We start from the raw sequence: 21,034 nt of genomic DNA on the forward strand, positions 1-21,034 counted from the left end.
TTCAATTCCTACCAAATATCAACTTAATCAGGGAAAAAAAGTTCACTCCAAATAATCGAGGTAGAATAAATCGCACCTCGCTTGACGTTCTTGAGCGCACTAGGCTCTCTACTCTCCCGACAAAATGGAGACTCCAAAAATCTGCGTGTAGATTCAAAAAATCTCGATCATTTAGCAAATTTTGTGCGACAATAGACCAATTACGCCCTCGCTCACGCGAACCTTCCATCAATAGAAACTCAGAAAAGTAATCAATGAAGTCGGCGGTTGACTGTGCAAACCTAGATTTTATAAATTCATTTCTCTTTATTCCCTTAAAGCTTCTTGCATTTTCATCAGATGACACATTTTCTTGGTGTCGTCGATGAAACATCAGGACTTTAGGGATAGTTTCAATTTTATAATTTTCCAAAATTCCTAAAATTGTCATCATTGCATCTTCGTTAAGGCATTTTCTATTATTTAAGGGAAGCTTATCAAGCTTACTCCTTTCATAAGCAGCCGAGCAACCTATTATGGTTGGAAGATAATCGCTCCGCTCCTGAAAATCACAACCATTAAACCACTTTTGTATGGTTGCAGATCTTCTTTGACCGAGATTTTTAGCTACTAAATCACCCGCATCATTAAACTCATCATAATGAGATTGAATGACTTCAGCTCGGCTACTCCTCCAAGCCTTCACGGTTTCCATAGTTCTATCAATATGCGAAATATCATCACCAGCAGCTACAATAAATAGGTCCCCTTGCGCCCGCCTACTTACAGTCAAGATGTGATCTATCGTCCCGCAATTATTTTTAGTTCTATTAAGTAGCACCCTATGAATTCCATTGTAATCTCCTGCCATGCTCTCCATGATTTCGTAAGTTCGATCACTGGAGCAATCATCCGAAAGAATAATTTCTAGAGGGGAATAGCTTTGCGCAAAAGCGGCTTCTACCGCTTCGCGAATGTACCGCTCTTGATTGTAAGCGAAGATCGCAAAGGTGACGAGTGGGTGATCTTCCGTACTTAATAACGGCGCAGCGCTATCGCAGTTCTTTATCTTTACCTGATTATCCATCGCCTTACCTGCTTTCCAATTAACACAACGCTACGCAGTTTGCCACCTGCCCCTGACATTTCCGACAATCTTAGGAGCGCCCAAAGAGCAGCGGCGGCAGCTAACGTAATCCCAAGCACGGCACCTGCGATCTCCCTCCAATAAGCGGCGATCATTATGGTCAGCGCGGCACTTATCAACGCAAGCCCCTGGATCTTGACCGCGCGTGTCCAGCGGAATCGGATTGCTCGCGATGCCAGCCACCAGACGAGCGGTAGGTACGCCACATATAAGGCAAGGAACGCGACGCCCGTTGCCGAAACGCCCATGATTGGCAGCAGGACTACGACGCCCAGTACGAAAACACTCGCTCCAATGCTTTCTATAGCAACGAAGGTTTTGCCTGCCCCTTTAGCCAACAGCACAAAGCCAAGTGGCCAACTCATTACCTTCAGGATATCGCCTAGAAGCTGCCAGCGAAGTACATCGACTGCTGACCCAAATTCAGCCGAATACAGTAGTTGGATGACCCATGGCGCAAGTCCTAGCATGGCCAGAAGCGCCGGTGCAAACAGCAGTAGCGCCACTTCTGTCTGTTCGTTGACCAGACGGGTCGCGCTAGCATGGTCATTGATTGTGGCGCTCAACCTTGGGTAATAATCTGTTGCCATTGCGGCAAGCACAAAGCCAAGATATGTCATTCCAATTGTCCATGCTGCTTGGAACTGGCCCATTCCCTCGGACCCAAGATCATGCTGCACCAGTGTTCGGACGGCAAGGTTGCTCGATGTGCTTACGAGACCGCTGAGCATAATGGCAAAGCCCAGGGTGGCCATCGTCTTCCATTCGCTCAACATTTCGGGAAAGCGCGCGTTCGGCCCTGCGGGAGGACCAAGGCGAGAGACGTAAAGATGGCCCAAGAGAAATGATGTAAGTGGCGCTAAGACCACCATGGCTATTAGGCCTTGAGCGCCCCATAGCCAGAGGGCCACCACGCCAAGTGTCGCTCCCAAGATACCCGCGCCCACGTTTATCCTCGCCAGATCGCCGATGCGGCGCAGACCAGTCAAGAGTGCGCTCTGTGATCCAGCCGCAACCGTTAGCGCCACGCCCAGTGAGAGCCAAGCGACTGCAGTAGTCTTGCTCTCGTCTCTGAAGATCATTCGAGCGATCAAACCGCTCGAAAGAAAAAATATCACAGCGCCGATCAGTGCGAGCGCCATCGTTCCCCAGAACAGCGCCCGACGTGTGCGACCTACCGCTTCGTCGCCGCCCAAGGCATGGGCGGACGCGATCTGACGAGTTCCGACACTGCCTATTCCCAAGGCCGCAATGGATGACGCTGTCTGGATAAGTATCAAATAGAGGCCTAATAGCCCAACACCTGCTGGCCCTAGCAACACCGCTACGAATTTTATTTTCACAAGTCCGACCGCGATGTTAATAACTTGTGCGCCACCGATAATTGAGGAGGACCGCAGGATCGTGCGATAGGACGAGGGTCCGGTCATACCGTCACCGCGTTCACCGCAATGACCACCTTTGCCGCATCGGCAGGCTTAAGATGTGGACCCATAGGCAGGATTATTTCTTCATTTTTCATCTTATAGGCCAGTGGTAGCGCTCCAGGCACAAGGCGTGCATACGCCGCCCGTATGTGGGAAAGTATTGTGCGCTGGTTCAGCGTTCTCATCCCTACTTTCGCCAGTATTTGTTTCAATCTATCGCGATCGGGTGAGCGGATGACGTATCGATGCCAAGTTGAATTTTCCCGATTTAGCACGTGCGGTAAGAGCCGTCTGCTTTCCAACAGCCCCTCGGAGTAGACCGTGGAAATCGGCCTGCGTCGATCGGTCCAAGCGTCAAAATCCGGCAGCGTTGCCCGCAACACATTGGCTTGAATTGAGTCAAGGCGAGAGTTCACGCCCTGCAGCTTATTCACATAATTTTTGCGGCTTCCATATTTAATCAGCACACGGGAGCGGTTAGAAAGATCGGCGTTGTACTTTTCAACCGGCACGGATCGCGGTCCTACTGCCGTCACCGCCAGCCAATTAGCAATGTAAGAGTTAGGCGGATCGAGCAAATCGTCGCCCGGCCCGATGTCCAGCGATGGCAGTGTTCGGATCAATGCGTCAAGACCTTTTGAAACACCCTCCGCATAATCGGCCCAATCTTCCTCTAATGCATCGACTTCAGGCCCGAGGACGTACCAGCCTGACCCAAGAACGCGGCGAATGGCTGTGTCAATGTCAGCCCTAAGTTCTAAGTAAGCGGCGCTGCAGTCGAGGCAGGGACTCATTTTGAAAACTCATTGATCATATTTCGTTTATATTAGGTAGGATAATTGAATGACATCGATATCGATATCGACTATTCGAGTAGATCAAACGTTGCTCCAAGTTTTGTCGAGCCATCAACCGACAAATGCCCTACGTCTCTGTAAACTGGAACACCGTCTAGCGTTACTCGACACGTGCCAGCCTCACAGAGAAAATTTTCCAACCACACCACCCGTACTGTTTGTGAAACGACTTGTAATAAAAGGCGGGAGGCAAAGCTAAAAATGTGATGGTCCTCCACGGGGAAATCGCATGTGTCAACAGCGTTACCCATCAGATGATTGCGCACAAAGCATAATCCTAGATCTGCACCAGTTCTTGGAGGTGGCGACACTACAATCAAGTTCTTGCCGACGCTAGCCAACAAAGTAGATAGCGACGTCAATTCATTAGAAATTGCGTCCCTGCGTACATCCGGATCTGCGATGATGTTTCCATTTCGATCCCGCAAGTCACGCAGCGTCTGGTCGAAAGGAGAGCTAATTACAACAGTTCTAATAGATGGTTGGTTCAATATCCAATTCAACGCCGAGTCATTGAAGCCAAGACAGTCTTGCCATAATGTGATGCTACCCTGGGCCGCTAAGTTGGGAATAGGACCGCATTGGCTGAGTGTCAGTTGAACCATTGAAGGCGACGAGGTGCGGACTTGAAGAGCTTGCGCGAGATGCATCGCAAAGCTGTCACCCCAAAGTGCCAGTACCGGCTCGTCTGATGTGCGACAGTTGGGTGAAAGTGTGAATTGGCCGACATCACAATCGGGGTGAAGGCCATAGTTAGGAGCTAAGACATCATCGAAATCTGCAAAATCACTAAAGTTACTCCCGGACGGTGTTCTACGTCCGTCTAAACCGTCCCCTATGATAAGTGTTGCGCCTATTATGGTAACAATGGCTATTGTAGCAACGGTCGCTAAGCCGATGCTCTGGCCTCCCTCAAGTAAAGGTGACGACCCTCGGAAGGGCTGCTCTACAAATCTCCAACTTAGCCATGCCAAAAAAAACGTTAGCACTAATATGCCAATTAGTAGAACCCCGTCCGGTTCAGTGATTAGACGAATTCGTGCGAAAGCTAATACAGGTTGGTGCCATAGATAAGCGCTATAACTAATCAAACCAATTCCGACGAGTGGCGGCATACTAAGCAAACGAGCTGTCCATGTTTGTTTGTGTGCAAATCCTAAAATTAGCGCAGTGCCCACTACTGGCACGAGTGTCCAAACGCTTGGCATTGGAGTATAAGAATTGAACCCAAAAATAGCCAACATAACTAGTGAAAGTCCGACAAAACTTAAAGAGTTTGCAAGCAATTTTGGAACCTGACGGACCGAATGAATACTATAAACTGCCAGCAATGAGCCGATGAGAAGTTCCCACAGCCGTGTTGGCAGCAGATAGAAAGTGGCACTAGGCGCATGGCGCGCGCCCCATTCAGCCAAAGCAAGGCTGGCTAGGATTGTTACCAGCATTGAAGGGATAAGCAGCATCTTCCTTCGTCGAACCAGAAACGCAAAAATCGGTGGAAAGAAAAGGTAAAATTGCTCTTCTACCGCTAGAGACCAAGTGTGTAATAATGGCTTAAGCTCGGCAGCAGCACCAAAATAGTCGGACTCCCGCCAAAATAAGATGTTTGAGCCAAAAAACACCGTTGCGATCAAACTTTTACCAAAGGCGATAAGCTCCCCTGGGAGCATCCAAATGTAAGCGAAGGGAAGGCTGAATATCAAAACAAAAACTAGTGCAGGCAGTATGCGGCGCGCTCTACGCTCATAAAAATTTCTAATTGAGAAGCGATCTGCTTCCAGATCGGATAGAATTATTGAAGTGATCAGATAACCACTGATCACGAAAAAGACGTCTACTCCAACATAACCACCGGAAAACAAAGGTAAACCTGCATGAAATAGAATGACAGGAATTACTGCTACGCAGCGTAGTCCGTCGATCTCTGGGCGATAAATCATCTATAATACCACATTATCATTTCCGTTTAGAAACTGCTGGGCGAAGATCGACAGAACTGCGGTAAAGGGATTGTGCCGCGATTGACCGGCACCAAACCATGCTAATCAGGCCAACGCCGGAAAGTCCTGATAGAATTGCCAACACTTTCATCGACGAAATCGAAATCATGGTATTGACTGCTTGCGCGTTGCCAATAAACGCCATGGAACGGATCAGGCCGCAAGAGTTATCGAACACAGGCTGTGTCAACTTGCAGCACAAACGATATTACAGACGGCTGTCGTCTGCTGAGCAGGCATCTGCGGCCCAATCGGCAGGCTCACTAGCTCATCCGCCATCCGGCGTGCGAGGGGGAAATCATCCTCGGCAATGCCCAGCCCTGCATAGGCTTCCTGCATATGCGGCGGGATCGGATAGTGGATCAATGTGCCAACGCCTGCCGCCCCAAGGCGCTGTTGCAGCGCATCCCGTTCCGTGCTGCGCACGACATACAGGTGCCACACAGGGTCGGCCCAGTCGGGCACATGAGGCAGGACCAGCCCGCTGTTTTCCAGCCCTTTGGTATAGACGTCCGCGATCGTCCGGCGACGGTCGGTCCAGTCGTCGAGATGCTTCAGCTTCACCCGCAGCACTGCCGCCTGGATCGGATCAAGGCGCGAGTTCACGCCCTGCACCTCGTTCACATATTTCACACGACTGCCATAGTTGCGCAATAACTGAACCTTCTCAGCCAGATCGGGACGGTTTGTGGTGATTGCACCACCATCGCCCAGGGCACCGAGGTTTTTGCCGGGGTAAAAACTCCAGCATACCATGTCGCCATGTGCGCCGATGCGTTTGCCCTTGTAACGTGCGCCATGGGCCTGTGCCGCATCCTCGACCACCGCAATGCCGTGCTGCCGCGCGAGGGCTAGGATCTGATCCATATCGGCGGGTTGCCCGTACAGATGCACCGGCAACAGCACCTTGGTCTGCGGCGTGATCGCTGCGGCGATCCGCGTCGTGTCAATGTTGTGGGTAGCTGGATCGGGTTCGACCGGCACCGGCCTAGCGCCTACTGCAGAAACGGCTAGCCATGTGGCGATATAGGTATTGGACGGCACAATTACCTCGTCACCCGGACCCACTTCAAGCGCGCGCAGCGCAAGGATCAACGCATCAAGTCCGTTGGCCAGCCCCACGGCATGTTTGGCGTCACAATATTCGGCCCATTCCGCTTCAAAGGCTTCAACCTCTGGTCCGAGGATGTACCAGCCGCTATCCAGCACGCGCGAGACTGCCGTGTCGATTTCACGCTTCAGTTCCCGGTAGGATGCGCCAAGATCGAGGAAGGAAATTTTCATTTTACGCCCTCGTTTACCGCGACGATGAAATCTTCATAGGCGCGGAAGTAGTCAGATTCGTCATAGGGGTGCGATGCCAAAACCATGCAAACCGCTCCCTGGCTAAAACTGTCCATTTCTCGCCAAATTAAGCGATTGATATAGAGGCCCTTGCGCGGATCGCGCAGCCAATATTCAGACTTCGTCTTTCCATCGTCGATTTTCATTCTAAAACTGCCGGACAGGGCAAAAACCACCTGTTCCAGATCACGGTGTGCGTGACCGCCACGTTCCGCGTCGACCGGCACGTTGTAGAGGAAATACACACGTCGGATCGGAAACGGGACATGCCGCTCACCTTCAACAAAGGTCAGGTCACCACGTGGGTCGTGGATTTGTGGCAATGAGATTTCTCGAATGCTATTGATTGGATCTGTCACGTATTCAACTCTCCTTGAGGGAATTCATCTCTCCATTTTTTAACGGCTTCTGCAGGATAGCCGCGGTGAAAGTGTCGCCTCCAAGGATAAACATGCTCCCCACTATCTTTGAATTTCACTTTTAATGTACTTCCGACGTTGCGCCCTGGAACGCCTACGTGAATTGTATCCGCGGGCACATCTTCACGAACAAGTGTCATTGCTCCCACCAACGCACCACTGCCAACTGTTATTCCGGGGAGTATCGTTGACATTGTGGCGACGACTGCAAAATCTTTTACAATACAGCCCAGCATTACTTCGCTTGGAGGGTGCGGGTCATTGGTCAGGACAACGTACGGAAAAATCCAAACAAAATCGCCTATCTTGGAGTTTTGACCAATATGGACGTTGCTGTGCAGTCGAACATGTCGGCCGATGGAGCAATGGCCTTGCAAATCGCTCAATGTACCAACTTGCAATCGCTCCAGTGCAATTATCCCTTCACGAAGAGTTACACGGTGCCCGGTTGTAAGACCTTCACCAAAAGTGGAGTTTTGATAAATTATGCTCCCGGAACGGATCAATGAGTTTGCGCCGATAACCAAGGGTCCAGGAGGAAGTACGCCAGCGTGTACGCCAACTTCGCAATGTGATCCAATTTCTGAACCTGCGCCAATTTCGGCCATGTCCCCGATAATCGAGTAGGCTCCGATTTTCACACCTGCACCTAACTTTGCGTCAGGACTAATAATAGCAGTTGGGTGTATCATTTGGGCTCCATATGTTGTGCTGATGAGGTCACAGTCTCAGATCGCTTTTTTGCGTATCCAGAACATTCTTCAGGTCATAAAGGACATGATCAGCCTTGCCAAAACCACGCATCACGTCCGCCCCCATCGCCTTGAACTGGTCATGCGCGACGGCCAGAACGATCCCGTCGTAACCGCCATCTTGCGGTGTCTGCACGAGGTCCAGCCCGTATTCATGCCGCGCCTCATCCGCGTTCGTCCACGGATCGTGCACATCAACCTGAATGCCGTAATCCTGCAACTCGCGCACAACGTCGACAACACGGGTATTTCGCAGGTCAGGGCAGTTTTCTTTGAAGGTCAGACCGAGAACCAGCACTCTCGCACCGTCCACCTGAATGCGGCGTTTCAGCATGGCCTTCACCAGTTGCCCAGCCACATAGGCGCCCATTCCGTCATTTATGCGCCGCCCCGCCAAGATCACTTGCGGGTGATAGCCCATCGCCTCGGCCTTGTGGGTGAGATAGTAGGGGTCAACCCCTATACAGTGCCCGCCGACCAGACCGGGCCGGAAGGGCAGGAAGTTCCACTTGGTACCTGCCGCCTTCAGCACCGCCTCGGTATCGATACCCATCTTGTTGAAGATGATTGCCAACTCGTTGATCAGCGCGATGTTGAGGTCGCGCTGGGTATTCTCGATCACCTTTGCTGCCTCGGCCACACGGATGCTTTCGGCCTTATATGTGCCTGCAGTGATGATGCTGGCATAAAGCTTGTCCACCTCTTCGGCGATCTCGGGAGTCGATCCAGACGTCACCTTGCGGATGTCAGGCAGGCGGTGGGTCTTGTCGCCTGGGTTGATCCGTTCGGGGGAATATCCAGCAAAGAAGTCCTTGTTGAAGGTTAAACCCGAGACGCGCTCCAACACAGGGACGCAATCTTCTTCTGTGGCACCAGGATAAACAGTGGATTCGTAGATCACGATATCGCCACGCTTCAGTACTTTGCCGAGGGTTTCGGAGGCCTTGATCAGGGGCGTCAGATCCGGCCGCTTGTGCGCGTCAATCGGCGTGGGAACGGTGACGATATAGATGTTCGCCTCTGCCAGATCTGCAGGGTCAGTCGTGAACGACAAATGCGCGGCATCACGAAGCTCATCCCCGGAGACTTCCAGTGTGCTGTCGCGGCCCTCGCGCAGCGCATCGATGCGGATTTGGTTTATATCAAAGGCGATCACAGGACGGATCTTGCCAAACTCCACTGCAAGCGGAAGGCCGACATAGCCAAGTCCAATAATTGCTATCTTCTTCATATCTTGTATCATTTCCCCGAATATTCTCTGTACCATTCGACAAACCGCGCGATCCCATCCCGGAAATCCGTCTGGGGACGATAGCCGGTCAGTGTTTTCAGCAGTTCTGCATTGGCCCATGTCGCGGGCACATCGCCGGTTTGCATGCCCATGTAATTCCGCTCAGCTTTTTGCCCGAGGCAGTCTTCGATGGCGTCCACGAAATCCAGCAAGCGCACTTTGTCGGAGTTACCGATGTTCACCACGCGGTAGGGTGCAACAGGCGACAGGCTGTCGCCCTCAGGCACAACGCCGTCTTCGGGACGCACAGGCACCGCATCAATCAACAGACGGATCGCGCGGACCAGATCATCGACGTAGGTAAAGTCGCGATACATGTCGCCATTGTTATAAATATCAATTGGACGACCATCGAGCATGGCATCAACGAACTTGTACAGGGCCAAATCTGGCCGACCCCACGGTCCATAGACGGTAAAAAACCGGAACATCGTGGTCGGCAGATCGTAGAGGTGGGCATAGGCATGGCCCATGCTCTCCGAGGCTTTCTTGGTGGCAGCATAGATCGTCAGTTGCGTGTCAGCTTTTTCGGTCTCAATGAATGGCATTTCTACGTTCGCACCATAGACCGAGGAAGTCGAAGCCATCATCAGGTGCTTCACTTCGAGACGCCGCGCTGCCTCCATCACATTAAACGTACCAATGACATTGCTATCGAGGTAAGCGCGCGGGTTCTCAAGGCTGTAGCGCACGCCTGCCTGGGCTGCGAGGTGGATGATCACGTCAGGCGCGAAGTCATCCGCGACACGGTCGAAGAGCGCCTGGTCCTCAAGCATGCCTTCGGTCGCTGCGAAGTTCGGGTTCTGCAGCAGCATTTGATGGCGCCTCTGCTTCAAGGCCACATCGTAGTAATCTGTCATCCCGTCAAAGCCGTGGATGATGAACCCTTCGGCAAGCAGCAGCTTGGCAAGGTGGAAGCCGATAAACCCGGCGGTGCCTGTGATCAGAACGCGTTGCATATTGTTACTTTCTTTCATCGCCCAACACTCACGTAGGCGGTAAACCCGGCCGCGACCGCGTCCGCTTCATCGTAGATGTTGCGCAAATCTGCCATTTTTGGTTTTGTCATTGCGCCTGCCAAGCGGCTGAGATCCAGCGCCCGAAATTCATTCCATTCGGTCAGAATGACTATCGCCTCAGCATCGATAGCGGCCTCGTAGGGATCGTCGTGCCAGGATGCACCTGGTAGCAAAGCTTCGCCTTCGCGTTTGCCTTGTGGATCGACGATGCGAACCTTTGCCCCTGCGCCAACAAGCGCGGGGACGATCGTGAGAGCTGGCGCGTCACGCATGTCGTCTGTGTTCGGCTTGAAGGTCACGCCGAGAACAAGGATCTGCTTTCCGTTCACGGTGCCGTCACATAGCTCCATCACCTTATGGAGCATGCGCCGCTTGACGGCATCATTCACCAAGATGACGGTTTCCGTGATACGCATCGGCATCCCGTGTTCTTGGCCGATGCGTGCAAGGGCAGACGTATCTTTTGGGAAGCATGATCCACCGTAACCTGGACCGGCGTGCAGAAACTTGTTTCCGATGCGTCCGTCCATCCCCATGCCTTTGGCAACAGACTTTACGTCAGCGCCCACGCGTTCGCAGAGCGCTGCGATCTCGTTGATGAAACTTATCTTTGTCGCCAAGAATGCATTGGCCGCGTATTTGATCAATTCGGCACTTTCTAAATCGGTGTAAATGATCGGAAAATCCCGCAAAAACAGCGGCCGGTAGATCTCTCCCATGACCTGTTCGGCGCGATCGGTCTCGACACCGACGACCACGCGGTCAGGTTTCATGAAGTCCTCAATTGCGGCGCCTTCACGCAAGAATTCGGGGTTGGAGGCCACGTCAAAATCGGCGTCTGGGCGCGTTTGCCGGATCACATCCGCCACGCGCCGATTGGTGCCGACCGGAACCGTTGATTTCGTCACAACCACCGCATATCCGGTCAGAGCGCGGGCGACATCTTCTGCAGCAGCCATCACATAGGTCAAATCGGCATGTCCGTCCCCACGCCGCGTCGGTGTGCCTACTGCGATGAACACCGCATCGGCTCCGTCCACAGCATCGGTTGTGTCCGTGGAAAACCTAAGGCGCCCCGCAGCAACGTTGCGCGCCATGACAACATCGAGACCAGGCTCGTAGATTGGAACCTCGCCAGACTGCAACTTGGCTATTTTGTCAGCTGAGGTGTCGACGCATACGACCTCATGACCGAAGTCAGAAAAGCACACGCCGGAAACAAGCCCGACGTATCCCGTGCCAATCATTGCAATCTTCATTGATAGAGGGCCTTTGATTCAAATTGGATTTGCATGAAACTTACTTACGTGGACGAGGCGCCATGTCGGCACCCAGTTCCATTTCTTTCTGCAGCGCTTCAATTTCTTCTTTGAGCGCGCCGTATTCTTCCATCTTCCGCTTGAGAAAACGAGATGTGAGCGCGGCCTTTTCGGACAGACCTTTTGGCGTCAGGATGTAAGCGTAGCGCCTTTTGTCCTGTGCGGCCGAAAAGTTCCCCAACTTGACCAAGCCTTTGTCGATCAGCGCGTTCAGGCAGTAATGGACCCCGCCAACGCTAATTCCGACCGCAGAGGCAATATCACGCTGGGACATTTCGGGATTTTCTTGAAGGAGGCGCAGGACGCGGAAACGCACGTCCTCTTGCGCTTTACTGCGCTGTCCGGCCATTAGGTGGGGTCCTTTTCGCAGGCTGCCGCACAAGAAGTGCCGTTGGCTCTTCTCGGGTCTGCTCTGTTTCGAATGGGTTGCTTTAATTTAAGCATAATCGTTCAGGATTGAGCGGTAGCACAATGCTGCACCCGCGAAAAGCCCGAATTGCTCAAATGATATGATTTTTTTATGACGCCCAGACTGCAGAACGGCAGTCGTTAGGATCAGGTCGCTTCTTAATGGCGCGGGGCCGACCCGCAGCCCAGAGCCATCACCGCCGGTGCCGTAGCATCGATCATAAGCCGCTCGTAAATGAGCGGACGCGGGGGCGCAAGAGATGATCGGCCGCGCTGACTGATCGTGACAGGCAGGCGCCGGTCGAGTGCGCTGCTTTTTGGTGTCGGCCGCGTTCAATCGTCCTGTGCGTTACTCGAGTCGACTTGGCCTGCTGGACCCACCACAGCGTCCGGCGGCGGGTTATCCGATGTTGAGGCTGCTTCTTGTTGCAGAGCCTCTTCCATGCTGAGCGTGTTCACCACCAGTTCGAACTGTTCAAGAATCTCCGGGGCGTGGCGACCGATGTAGGATTTGACGGCGTCATTGCCGATCAGCTTCGTCAAATAGCCCTTGGCGACGACAAGGTTCAGCAGCTCCGATCCGTAGTTCTGCTCGGCATCCTTGTATTTTGTCTGGACCTGGCTCATTTCGCGCTCGAGGCGCACGATCTGCTCCAGCGGATCACCCTTGGGCTGATCCGGTTTCGGGGCTGGGGTGTCACTGCGTTGCTCGGACGGGGTGGCTTTCAGTAGCGCGTCGGCGTGGGAGGCCGTGATGCTGTTGGCGGCAATCATTAACTCCACGGCCTCGATTTGGCGCGCGGCCTTCATTTTGCGCAGATGACGTGTGACATCCGGCGCGAACTGATGGTCCTGAAGCAACTCGACCGCCTTGGGGCAAATCCCGTGCAGCAGGTTGATCCGGCTGTTGATGGTCGACAGGTTTACGTTGAAGGCGCGCGCCAGCCGGTCCTTGGCGACACCTTTGTCGATCGCCCGGCGCAGCATGTAATGCTCTTGCACCGTCGAAAGCCGGTTGATCCGGTGATTGTAGGTGTAGGTCTCGAAATCCTTGGCGATCAGGCAGGGGGCTGTTTCCTGTCCCAACTCCTTGAGCGCCAGAACACGCAGATTGCCATCAAGGAGCAGAAAGCCTGGCGCATCGGCATCCGGCTTGATCACCGAGAGCGGCTCGATCAGCCCGATCTCGCGGATCGAGGATACGATCTGCTTGAACTTGCGGGTGGTCATGACACCATCGGGCACTTTCTTGCTAGGCATCAGCTCTTCGAGCGGGATCTGGTAGGTCTCGAGATCAAAGCCGAGTGTCAGGTTCAATGGCCCCTTGGGATAGGTCAGATCGCTATCCTCCTCGGCGGTCGGTGGCGGAAAGGCACCGGGGTAGATCGGCTTGACGGTGTTGTGCAGGGTCATGGTTTTGTCCTTTCTCAGACGATTTCAACGCGGTCGGCGAGGTACTTGGGCAAGCTGTCCAGTCCTTCCGCGCGCAACAGGGTGACGAAGTGCTCATCGGCGAAGAGGGATTTTAGACCCTGAACCACCAGCAGCAGTTGTTGCTGCGCATGTTCGGCTTTCAGCACCATCTTGTGCTGGCGGGCGACCTCTTTCTGATAGGTCTTGACCAGTGAATGGGCGGAATTGGGCAGCTTCGGACGCGTGGCCGATTTCGGGCCCTTTTCGCGGCGTTTTTCGATCAGCCGTTTGGCATCCGTGATTTGGTGACCCTTGAGCTGGCCTGTCTTGTAGGCCTCCTCCAGCATGTCGCCCAAATCGTCGTCATCGTTTTTGGCCCGGGCGATCTCGAGGGCGGTGGTCAGTGGGATCGTGCCATGTTGAACGGCTTCGATCAGCCGCTCCTCACCCTTTTCCAGCAAGAAGACGATGTCGCGCACGTATTTCTGCGACAGGCCGGTGTTTTTGATGATGTCATCGATTGTGTATTCCCGCGCCAGCAGCAATTCGATGTCGGCGAGGATCTCCAGCGGACGGTGGCCGCGCCGGGCGATGTTTTCCGCAAGGCTCATGATTAAGGCGTCTTCATCGCTGACGTTCACGACCAGTGCCGGGATGTGGGTCTCACCCAAGAGGCGGAAGGCATTCAGTCGTCCTTCCCCGCAAACCAGCAGGAAGGCGGGTTTGCCGTCAGCGCCGTCGCGCTCTGTCACCGTGATCGGCTTTTTGAGGCCGATGGTGCGGATGTTTTCCACGATCTCCTCGAAGACCTTCATGTTGCGATCGCGCGAGTTCAGAACCTCGACACGCTCGATCGGGACCATGGTGACGCTGTCGGGTGTGTCAGTCATCATGGGCGAGCCTCCTGTCTGCATGCGTATCGTTCATGTTTTGTGCTCCTTGTGGGGGTTGGGATGGGGGTGATGGATCATTTCAGCTTTCTCCAAATGCCGACCCGCTCGGCCATGCCGTAGAAAAAGTCGAGATCATCGAAGCGGAAGGCCTCGAAGGCGATGCTGTTGCTGTTGCACATGCGGATTTCCTGACTGGGCAGATCGAGCCAAGGCAGCAGGAAGTAATCAAGCTCGGTCTCATTTGCATGATCGAGGCGGATCGCCAGCGTCACATCAGCCTTGTAGCGAGAGGGGTCAAAGCGGATGCGCCAGCGATGCCGACCGTCGTTCATCGGCTGGCAACGTGCCAGCACCAGGCTGACACGCAACTCATCATTGATATTGAGCAGGTCGGTCTTGGGGTGGCGTGCGACCTTCCCACCAACGGCTGCGATGGCGGCTTCTGTGCGCGCAATGATCTCCGGGTGCATTTTGCGCAGTCGCTTGTTCAGCGTGATCCGCTCCTGATCCCTGTCCGAGCGATAGCCAATCATCTCATAGGCGCGGGTCAGGGATCCAAAACGCGAGCGGTAGGTGGAGGCCCCCGGCATGTCGGCCGCTTGATCAATCAGCACGCCCGATAACTCGCCCGCATCGGCATAGAGACGCTGGAGGTGCTCAAGCAGCTCTTCATCTGACAGTCGGGCCGAGCGCGCGGTGATTATTTCCTGTGCGGTCAGGAAAAACTCGAGCGGCACAATGCCGTCAAACGCGCCTTCCTTGCGCACCCACATATCGGGCGGGTTATCGACATGCAGCTTCTTCAGCTTGAAGGAGCTGCGATTGTAGACGTTGTTGCCGATGTATTTCTCATTCGTCAGAACCGTGCGCACCGTGCCCGAGGTCCATGGTCGATCGTGATCGGTGGCAATGCCTGCCTCGTTGAGGCGGTCGGCAATTTCGCGAAAGCTCAGATCCTCGTCGATCAGCCAGCGATACATCTTGTTGACCCACGCCACTTCTTCCTCGGGCCCGGGCATCAGGATGACGCGATCGGTCTGGAGCGACTTGTGCTCGCCGCGTTTCAACTCGGCCTTGATGGTGCCGCGCTCATCGACCAGCACCCTGCGCAGACCAAAGCCTGCTGTTCCACCCTGTCGGAACCCCAGCTCGATCAACCGGCATTGCCCTGCAAAGACCTTGACCGACAGCTCGCGGCTGTATTCGCCCGCCATGGCGCGTTTGACGCCTTTGACGATGGTCGAAACGGGCGAGCCGTCATTTTCAAACTGCTCGGCGCAATAGGCGACGTTTATCCCCGCGCGCTTGCAGATGTATTCGTAATAGGCGCTCTCATCAGCATCCTGAAACCGGCCCCAGCGGCTGACGTCATAGACCAGAATGACGTTAAAATCCGCCAGACCCGTTTCAACATCCGAGATCAGTTTTTGCAGGGAGGCGCGGCCCCCGATCGAAAGGCCGCTTTTGCCATCGTCCGCATAGGTTTTCACGATCTCGATGCCGCGCTTGTCTGCATATTCGCGGATCTTGTCGGCTTGGTTGTGGGTTGAGTATTGCTGATGCTCGGTCGACATGCGCACATATTGCGCCGCCCGGAACTCTGTAACTTTGCCACTCCCGCCGTCCAACGTCTTGTTCTCCCCGCGTTTCAAGTCGGGGTGACGTTTGCGTAGGTTTCCCAGGCTATCAAGGCGAGAGTGTCTTTTATCTCATGTTTTCAATAGGTTTTGCGTTTTCTTAACAGGGCGCGCATTAAGGTCTTTCGCTGATGCAGGAAGTTCAGGGTTGAACGTGGGTGAATTTGAAGGCAACGTCCGCTCAAAATTGAGCGAGGGGGCCTGAATGAGCTATCACGACAGAGGAACGACCTGGTTTTTGGCGCAGTTCAAACCCAATAGCCACAGGATCGCTGAACGCAATCTGGTCCGACAGGGGTTCAGAACATTTTTGCCGCTGCATGAAGAGACCACGCGCGTCCGGGGCAAGTTCACCGTTCAGAAGCGCCCGCTGTTCCCCGGCTATCTTTTTGTGGCCCTCGATATGTTGCAGGGGCGCTGGCGCGCTGTCAATTCCACCTATGGCATCACGCGGATCGTCAGCCTTGGCAAAGAGCCGACGCCAGTCCCGCTTGATCTGGTCAGCCAGCTGATGCTGCGCTGCGATCAGGAGGGCAAGTTGCTGCCGCCAAAGCTTCTCAAGCCCGGCGACGAGGTAACGATGACCAAGGGACCGTTTGCGGATGTTATTGCCACAATCCAATCCGTTACACCGGACCGACGCGTCTGGGTGCTGATGGACATCATGGGTGGGCAGACCCGCGTTGCAGTGGATGCCAGCCAACTGCGCGCAGTATAGTTGCGCGATCATTCACCGCCCGGTCAATCGATAGGCGAGCTGCCCGACGTGCTCGCGGATTGCGGTGTTCAGGACAGACAGGTTCTGGATGAGGTCCCAGCCGATGCCGTCGCCAAACTCTGACGTGCGATAATCAACCGGCCAGGCCACAAGACCGTCCCAGCCTGCCGCTTCAAAGCTGCGCATTGCGCGCGGCATATGAAAAGCGCTGGTGACCAGAACCCAGGTTTCATCCGGCACGGGGTCGGCAAGGGGCAGGCTGAGACGGGCGTTTTCCGCGGTGTTGCGCGATTGGCCCTCGAGCAGCAGGCGTTCAGGTGCAATGCCCTGCGCGAGAAAGAAACCCTCGGCAATGGAGGCCTCTGAAGTGGCTGCGCCCGCCACATCGCGCAGAGCCCCGCTGCCGCCGGTGAAGAGGACCTTTGCCTCGGGAAAGCGCCGCGCGAGCTCCATCGCGGCCGTGAAACGCTCTGCGCCCTCTTTGAGTTGCACTTGGCCCCAATAGGCGCTGGCACGGGCGTCCTCGCCACCGCCAAGCACAACGATGCCATCGACAACGTCAAGACTTGGGTTGGCTGGATAGCGCCGCTCAATGGGCTGAAGCAGGAGGTCTCCGAGGGGCAGGACGCTCAACACAAAGAGCATGCCCAGGGTGATGCTGCTGATCCAAAGTGCGACACGCCTGCGTTGCAGGATCAACGCAAGTACGATGCATGCCAATGCGATAACGATCCAGGTGTCCGGGCGCAGGAGTGCCCCGATTAGCTTCGACGCAATGAAGAAAACTGTGTCCATTGCTGCTATCTCTACCGATTGCCGGTGAGGGTCAAAAGGGCTTCCCGATATGCTGCGACGACCAGGCCCTGATCGAACTCCCGCTCCATCTTTGCGCGCCCTGCTTGTCCCATGGCAGTGCGGGCATCGGGGGAGAGTGCAAGGAAGCGCCCCATCGCCATGGCAAGGCTATCAGCATTTCGTACCTCGCACAGAAAGCCAGAGACGCCCGTGTCGACGACCGCGCGGCAGCCGGGCACGTCGGTGGCAATGAGTGGCCGCGCCATGGCGGCCGCCTCGATCAGCGTGCGCGGCGCGCCCTCCCGGTAGGAGGGCAGGACGACGCAAGAGGCCGCAGCAATCGCCGGGCGCACGTCATTGGTGGTGCCAAGATATTCGACCACGCCCTCGGCCACCCAGCCCTCGACCGTCGTAGTGTCGATGGCGCTACGGTTTTCTGATCCGGCTGCCCCAAGCAACTGGAACCGTGTGCTCGGATGGCGTGCCTTGATCAACCGTGCTGCCTCGACGAATTCCATCACGCCTTTGTCGCGCAGGAGCCGGGCAATCATCAGAAAAACGGGTGGCGCGTCGGCGGACGGCATTTCCGCGGCGGCAAAGCGGACCAGGTCAATGCCGGATCCGGGTAGTAATCGGGCCTGATCCGCGCGCACAAGCTTGCGGTCAAGAAAGAGATCCCGGTCGTCCTCGTTCTGGAAGAAGACGATCGGCAATTTGCCAAAGGCTCGGCGATAGAGCTGCTCGGCGACGGTCTGCAACAGCCCACCCGACAGGAAGGCGGTGCCCAGCCCTGTCACGTTCGGAACGAAGGGCACGCCGACCGCGCGCGCAGCCAGAGCTCCGAAGATGTTATTCTTGATCGTGAAGCTCAGAATGGCATCCGGTTGTTCCTCACGGAAAATCCGCTTCAGCCTACGCTGCAGTTTCAGGTCCTCAATCGGATTCAGGCCTTTCACGCTCATTTCCAGCGGCCGAAAACGGCAGCCGATCCGCTCGAGGTCAGCCACGGAGTCGTCGGGCGGTGCCAGAACCGTAATCTGGTGACCATCAGCAGACAGGGCTTCGACCAACGGTCGCCGAAAATTCCAGATGTTCCAGGCGGCGTTCACCGTCATCAGAATATGCATGGGGTCGCCTTTCCGATGCGCGTATGGCCGCCATTCGCCGAAATTGAAGACTTACTCAAAAATCACACCGTATCGCTGTCGAGATAGCTAAGATACCATTGGCCCTGCTGGTCGGCAGACGCGGCCAGGCCAGACTTGGGTCTGCTGCCGAACCAGATGTGTATAGGGCGCAGGCGTTCCGGCAAGGGCACGAAGCCTGCCTTGCGTAATGTGCGATAGTTCGGAGACCATGGAAACGACCAAGCCAGCGCCAGCTCGACACCTCGCGACGCAAGGCGTCCCAATTCAGACATCACCAGTGGTTCGAGAGACGATCCACCCAACGCCTCCATGACATAGGCAATACGTCCCCCATGCTTTTCCGCCTCCCGTGTGGCAACAATGGACGGCGCAGTTTGATCAGGGGACGCAACGACCCGATATTGCTCGGCTTGTGGGCCATTGAAGAGACGATGGTTCAGAAATGCTCGGTCACGAACCGTGCCCACACCAACAGTCGGTGCAACGGAGTCCCAAAGGGCATCGCCCCACTCACCAACCTCGGCGATAGAAGACAAGTTCTGGTCACACGCGCGGGTCAGCGGGAAGTCGAGTGGCAGGCGGAATTTACGGCAGAAAAAACCAGCGCGTAGCGGCTTAATCAAAAAAGGAACCTGCCCGTGGCTATGCCATCCAAGCTTGCCGAACCAGGCCGGTGCGGCATTGTCATTCGGAAAACCCCAGACGAGGTCGCCACCTGAACTTGTAGCATGCGTGTCATAGGCCCGGGCCAGCTGAGTAAAGATACCTTTGCCGCGCATGCTCTCCGACACGAAGGAATCCACCGCCTGAAATGCGATACCGGTTTCCGACCCAAACTGCATGCGGGATTGAATGTACCCCGAAATCCCGACGATCTGCCCCTTATTTCGTGCAACGGCAAAAGGAGCTGGGTTATTGCCAAATGCCCACTCAACCGCGAACCGGCCTGCTTTTCCGCGTTCCATGCCTGACGCCAGATATGCGTCCATCAACTCGTCGCTCAGCGGCTCGATGGAGATGATCGGATCGGTCATCAAAACTCTCCCATCGTCAGGGATTTCATGTCGAAGCGGTCGCGCAGCTTTGCAAAATGCGCGATGACTTGACTTAGCCCGTCGAGGTTTGCTTCGAGGTTTTGTCCGAAATTGTGCGGGTGCCACCACAGATGATAGCCTTTGCCGTCCCGGGCGGCGGCCGTCATGCCGCGCTTGATTGTGGCAATGTGCAAAGGATGGAACGCGGCCAAGCGACCGGCACAGGGCCGCAGGAAACGGCTGGCAGGAATATCCGTTGGTTGACCGCTGACAGCCTCGAAGGCTTGTGATCCCAGCACCCCGGAATAGGCATCAAGCAACCTGAGGGCCCGCCGCATCGAGGTCTGCTCAACGCCCTTCGCGGCCCGGAATGCCCAAGGGCTGGGGTTCCCCCGATAATGGGTGATGCCATGCTTGGCGCAAACGGTCAGATGCTCCGCTGCAAACTGGTTGCGCGGGAACACGATTGAGCGCAGTTCGATACCGCGTGCGTCAGCGAGCTTCTTGGCAGCTACAATATCAGCCTCAAAGGCTGAAAGTGTTTGCCCATCTTCCAGACAGTAAAAATGGGACAACGTATGCGTCGCGATTTCCTGGCCCGGTGTCTGGTGAATCGCCGAGATCAATGATGGCGCAAAGTAATACGGGTCGGAGCGCTCATCCTTGCCAACTTCGTCGAGGTAGGAAAAGTTTGACAAACGCGTATTGGAATAGGTCGGCAGTTCACTGGGAAGAGAGGCCAGCAACTCCTCCTTGGTTTCACAAAACAAAAAACCGACTGTCGCCCATGTCGCGCTAATCCCATTCTTGGTGAAAAGCTCCAGCATCTTTGGCACGGCAGTCCTCGCTCCAAGGACGTTTTTCCCGTAGCGGTCCCGGTCGGAATGATCGCGAACGCCCCAAAGCAACTCGAAATCCAGAGAAATAACAAACTGACCGTTCATTCGACTATTGTTCCCGTCACATTTTAGATCGCTCGGCCATTCAAAGGCCGCAAGGACGACCTTTCGTGGTCGTGCCACGTTTGTGCACGACTTCCAGCCTGGCTTCCAGTCTTCGAAGTCACCTTCGTAGCGATCATTGGCACGGAGGGGATTCTACGTGGCCGAAGTGAAGACTTGCAGCCAGGGGCACGCCGCCCGGCACGCTTCGATCATAGTCTGGTTCTTGGATAATCATTGCGAAGCGAACGGAAAGTCGTTTTCAGGATATTTTCAGCGATTTTGACACCGGCAGAATGATGCCCGTAGCCCGTTTTGACCTTCAGGTTCAGCCCGAAAGCAAACAATTGGGTTCGCTGTCGTGCGGAGAATACGCGCTCTTTCTCCGCATTTTGCACTGAGAAAAGCCGTGTGCCTGTATCGGATGGAGCCCACAACCACCGCGCAATCTGCAGAGGTTGAGATGTATATTTAGGAAAACGCGAACTTGCCG

General features: G+C 54.9%; 19 protein-coding genes. 1 reads left to right on the plus strand and 18 read right to left on the minus strand.

Going from position 1 to position 21,034, the window contains the following annotated elements:
* Position 1: 1 nt before the first annotated feature.
* From C8265_RS08390 to C8265_RS08455, 14 genes are all read right to left on the minus strand, one after another.
* Positions 2-1,066: a glycosyltransferase family 2 protein gene (locus C8265_RS08390; protein WP_108483545.1), complete on the minus strand. Its 1,065-nt coding sequence runs from the start codon at positions 1,064-1,066 to the stop codon at positions 2-4.
* A complete protein-coding gene (locus C8265_RS08395; protein ID WP_108483546.1) occupies positions 1,051-2,556 on the minus strand; it encodes an O-antigen translocase in 1,506 nt (501 codons plus the stop codon). The genes C8265_RS08390 and C8265_RS08395 overlap by 16 nt, the downstream gene beginning before the upstream one ends.
* Positions 2,553-3,347, minus strand: coding sequence for a DegT/DnrJ/EryC1/StrS family aminotransferase (locus C8265_RS08400; protein ID WP_108483547.1), 795 nt, complete (start codon positions 3,345-3,347; stop codon positions 2,553-2,555). Before C8265_RS08400 ends, C8265_RS08395 begins: the two co-directional genes overlap by 4 nt.
* A gap of 71 nt (positions 3,348-3,418) precedes the next feature.
* A complete protein-coding gene (locus tag C8265_RS08405; protein WP_108483548.1) occupies positions 3,419-5,350 on the minus strand; it encodes an acyltransferase family protein in 1,932 nt (643 codons plus the stop codon).
* Between the two features lie 246 nt (positions 5,351-5,596).
* The gene (locus tag C8265_RS08410; protein WP_108483549.1) at positions 5,597-6,694 is read right to left on the minus strand and encodes a DegT/DnrJ/EryC1/StrS family aminotransferase; all 1,098 of its coding nucleotides are present in this window, start codon (positions 6,692-6,694) and stop codon (positions 5,597-5,599) included.
* Positions 6,691-7,113 carry a sugar 3,4-ketoisomerase gene (locus C8265_RS08415; RefSeq protein ID WP_108483550.1) on the minus strand — a complete coding sequence of 141 codons (423 nt, stop codon included), beginning with the start codon at positions 7,111-7,113 and terminating at the stop codon, positions 6,691-6,693. The genes C8265_RS08410 and C8265_RS08415 overlap by 4 nt, the downstream gene beginning before the upstream one ends.
* The gene (locus C8265_RS08420; protein ID WP_108483551.1) at positions 7,110-7,865 is read right to left on the minus strand and encodes an N-acetyltransferase; all 756 of its coding nucleotides are present in this window, start codon (positions 7,863-7,865) and stop codon (positions 7,110-7,112) included. The genes C8265_RS08415 and C8265_RS08420 overlap by 4 nt, the downstream gene beginning before the upstream one ends.
* Before the next feature lie 28 nt (positions 7,866-7,893).
* Complete coding sequence (gene tviB / locus C8265_RS08425) at positions 7,894-9,156, minus strand: Vi polysaccharide biosynthesis UDP-N-acetylglucosamine C-6 dehydrogenase TviB (RefSeq protein ID WP_206050312.1); 1,263 nt, start codon at positions 9,154-9,156, stop codon at positions 7,894-7,896.
* An 8-nt stretch (positions 9,157-9,164) separates the two neighbouring features.
* The gene (locus C8265_RS08430; RefSeq protein WP_108483553.1) at positions 9,165-10,175 is read right to left on the minus strand and encodes an NAD-dependent epimerase/dehydratase family protein; all 1,011 of its coding nucleotides are present in this window, start codon (positions 10,173-10,175) and stop codon (positions 9,165-9,167) included.
* 14 nt (positions 10,176-10,189) lie between these two features.
* A complete protein-coding gene (locus C8265_RS08435) occupies positions 10,190-11,494 on the minus strand; it encodes a UDP-glucose dehydrogenase family protein (protein WP_108483554.1) in 1,305 nt (434 codons plus the stop codon).
* Positions 11,495-11,534: 40 nt separating this feature from the next.
* Positions 11,535-11,903 carry a MarR family EPS-associated transcriptional regulator gene (locus tag C8265_RS08440; protein WP_108483555.1) on the minus strand — a complete coding sequence of 123 codons (369 nt, stop codon included), beginning with the start codon at positions 11,901-11,903 and terminating at the stop codon, positions 11,535-11,537.
* Positions 11,904-12,295: 392 nt separating this feature from the next.
* Complete coding sequence (locus C8265_RS08445) at positions 12,296-13,375, minus strand: plasmid partitioning protein RepB C-terminal domain-containing protein (RefSeq protein WP_108483556.1); 1,080 nt, start codon at positions 13,373-13,375, stop codon at positions 12,296-12,298.
* A gap of 14 nt (positions 13,376-13,389) precedes the next feature.
* Positions 13,390-14,268 (minus strand): ParB N-terminal domain-containing protein, encoded by an 879-nt coding sequence (locus tag C8265_RS08450; protein ID WP_206050313.1) that lies wholly within the window; start codon positions 14,266-14,268, stop codon positions 13,390-13,392.
* A 74-nt stretch (positions 14,269-14,342) separates the two neighbouring features.
* Positions 14,343-15,848 carry a recombinase family protein gene (locus tag C8265_RS08455; RefSeq protein WP_276308497.1) on the minus strand — a complete coding sequence of 502 codons (1,506 nt, stop codon included), beginning with the start codon at positions 15,846-15,848 and terminating at the stop codon, positions 14,343-14,345.
* A gap of 262 nt (positions 15,849-16,110) precedes the next feature.
* On the opposite strand from C8265_RS08455, the gene nusG reads away from it, so the two are divergent.
* On the plus strand, positions 16,111-16,623 hold the full coding sequence (gene nusG, locus C8265_RS08460; RefSeq protein WP_108483558.1) for a transcription termination/antitermination protein NusG: 513 nt from the start codon (positions 16,111-16,113) through the stop codon (positions 16,621-16,623).
* Between the two features lie 12 nt (positions 16,624-16,635).
* On the opposite strand, the gene C8265_RS08465 is transcribed toward nusG, so the two are convergent.
* From C8265_RS08465 to C8265_RS08480, 4 genes are all read right to left on the minus strand, one after another.
* On the minus strand, positions 16,636-17,418 hold the full coding sequence (locus C8265_RS08465) for a YdcF family protein (protein ID WP_108483559.1): 783 nt from the start codon (positions 17,416-17,418) through the stop codon (positions 16,636-16,638).
* 11 nt (positions 17,419-17,429) lie between these two features.
* Positions 17,430-18,545, minus strand: a complete 1,116-nt coding sequence (locus C8265_RS08470; protein ID WP_108483560.1) for a glycosyltransferase family 4 protein — start codon at positions 18,543-18,545, stop codon at positions 17,430-17,432.
* 62 nt (positions 18,546-18,607) lie between these two features.
* The gene (locus C8265_RS08475) at positions 18,608-19,600 is read right to left on the minus strand and encodes a GNAT family N-acetyltransferase (RefSeq protein ID WP_108483561.1); all 993 of its coding nucleotides are present in this window, start codon (positions 19,598-19,600) and stop codon (positions 18,608-18,610) included.
* Positions 19,600-20,544: a polysaccharide deacetylase family protein gene (locus tag C8265_RS08480; protein WP_108483562.1), complete on the minus strand. Its 945-nt coding sequence runs from the start codon at positions 20,542-20,544 to the stop codon at positions 19,600-19,602. The genes C8265_RS08475 and C8265_RS08480 overlap by 1 nt, the downstream gene beginning before the upstream one ends.
* Between the last annotated feature and the right edge of the window lie 490 nt (positions 20,545-21,034).

The organism is Oceaniglobus ichthyenteri (assembly GCF_003057885.1).
GTDB classification, from domain to species: Bacteria; Pseudomonadota; Alphaproteobacteria; order Rhodobacterales; family Rhodobacteraceae; genus Oceaniglobus; species Oceaniglobus ichthyenteri.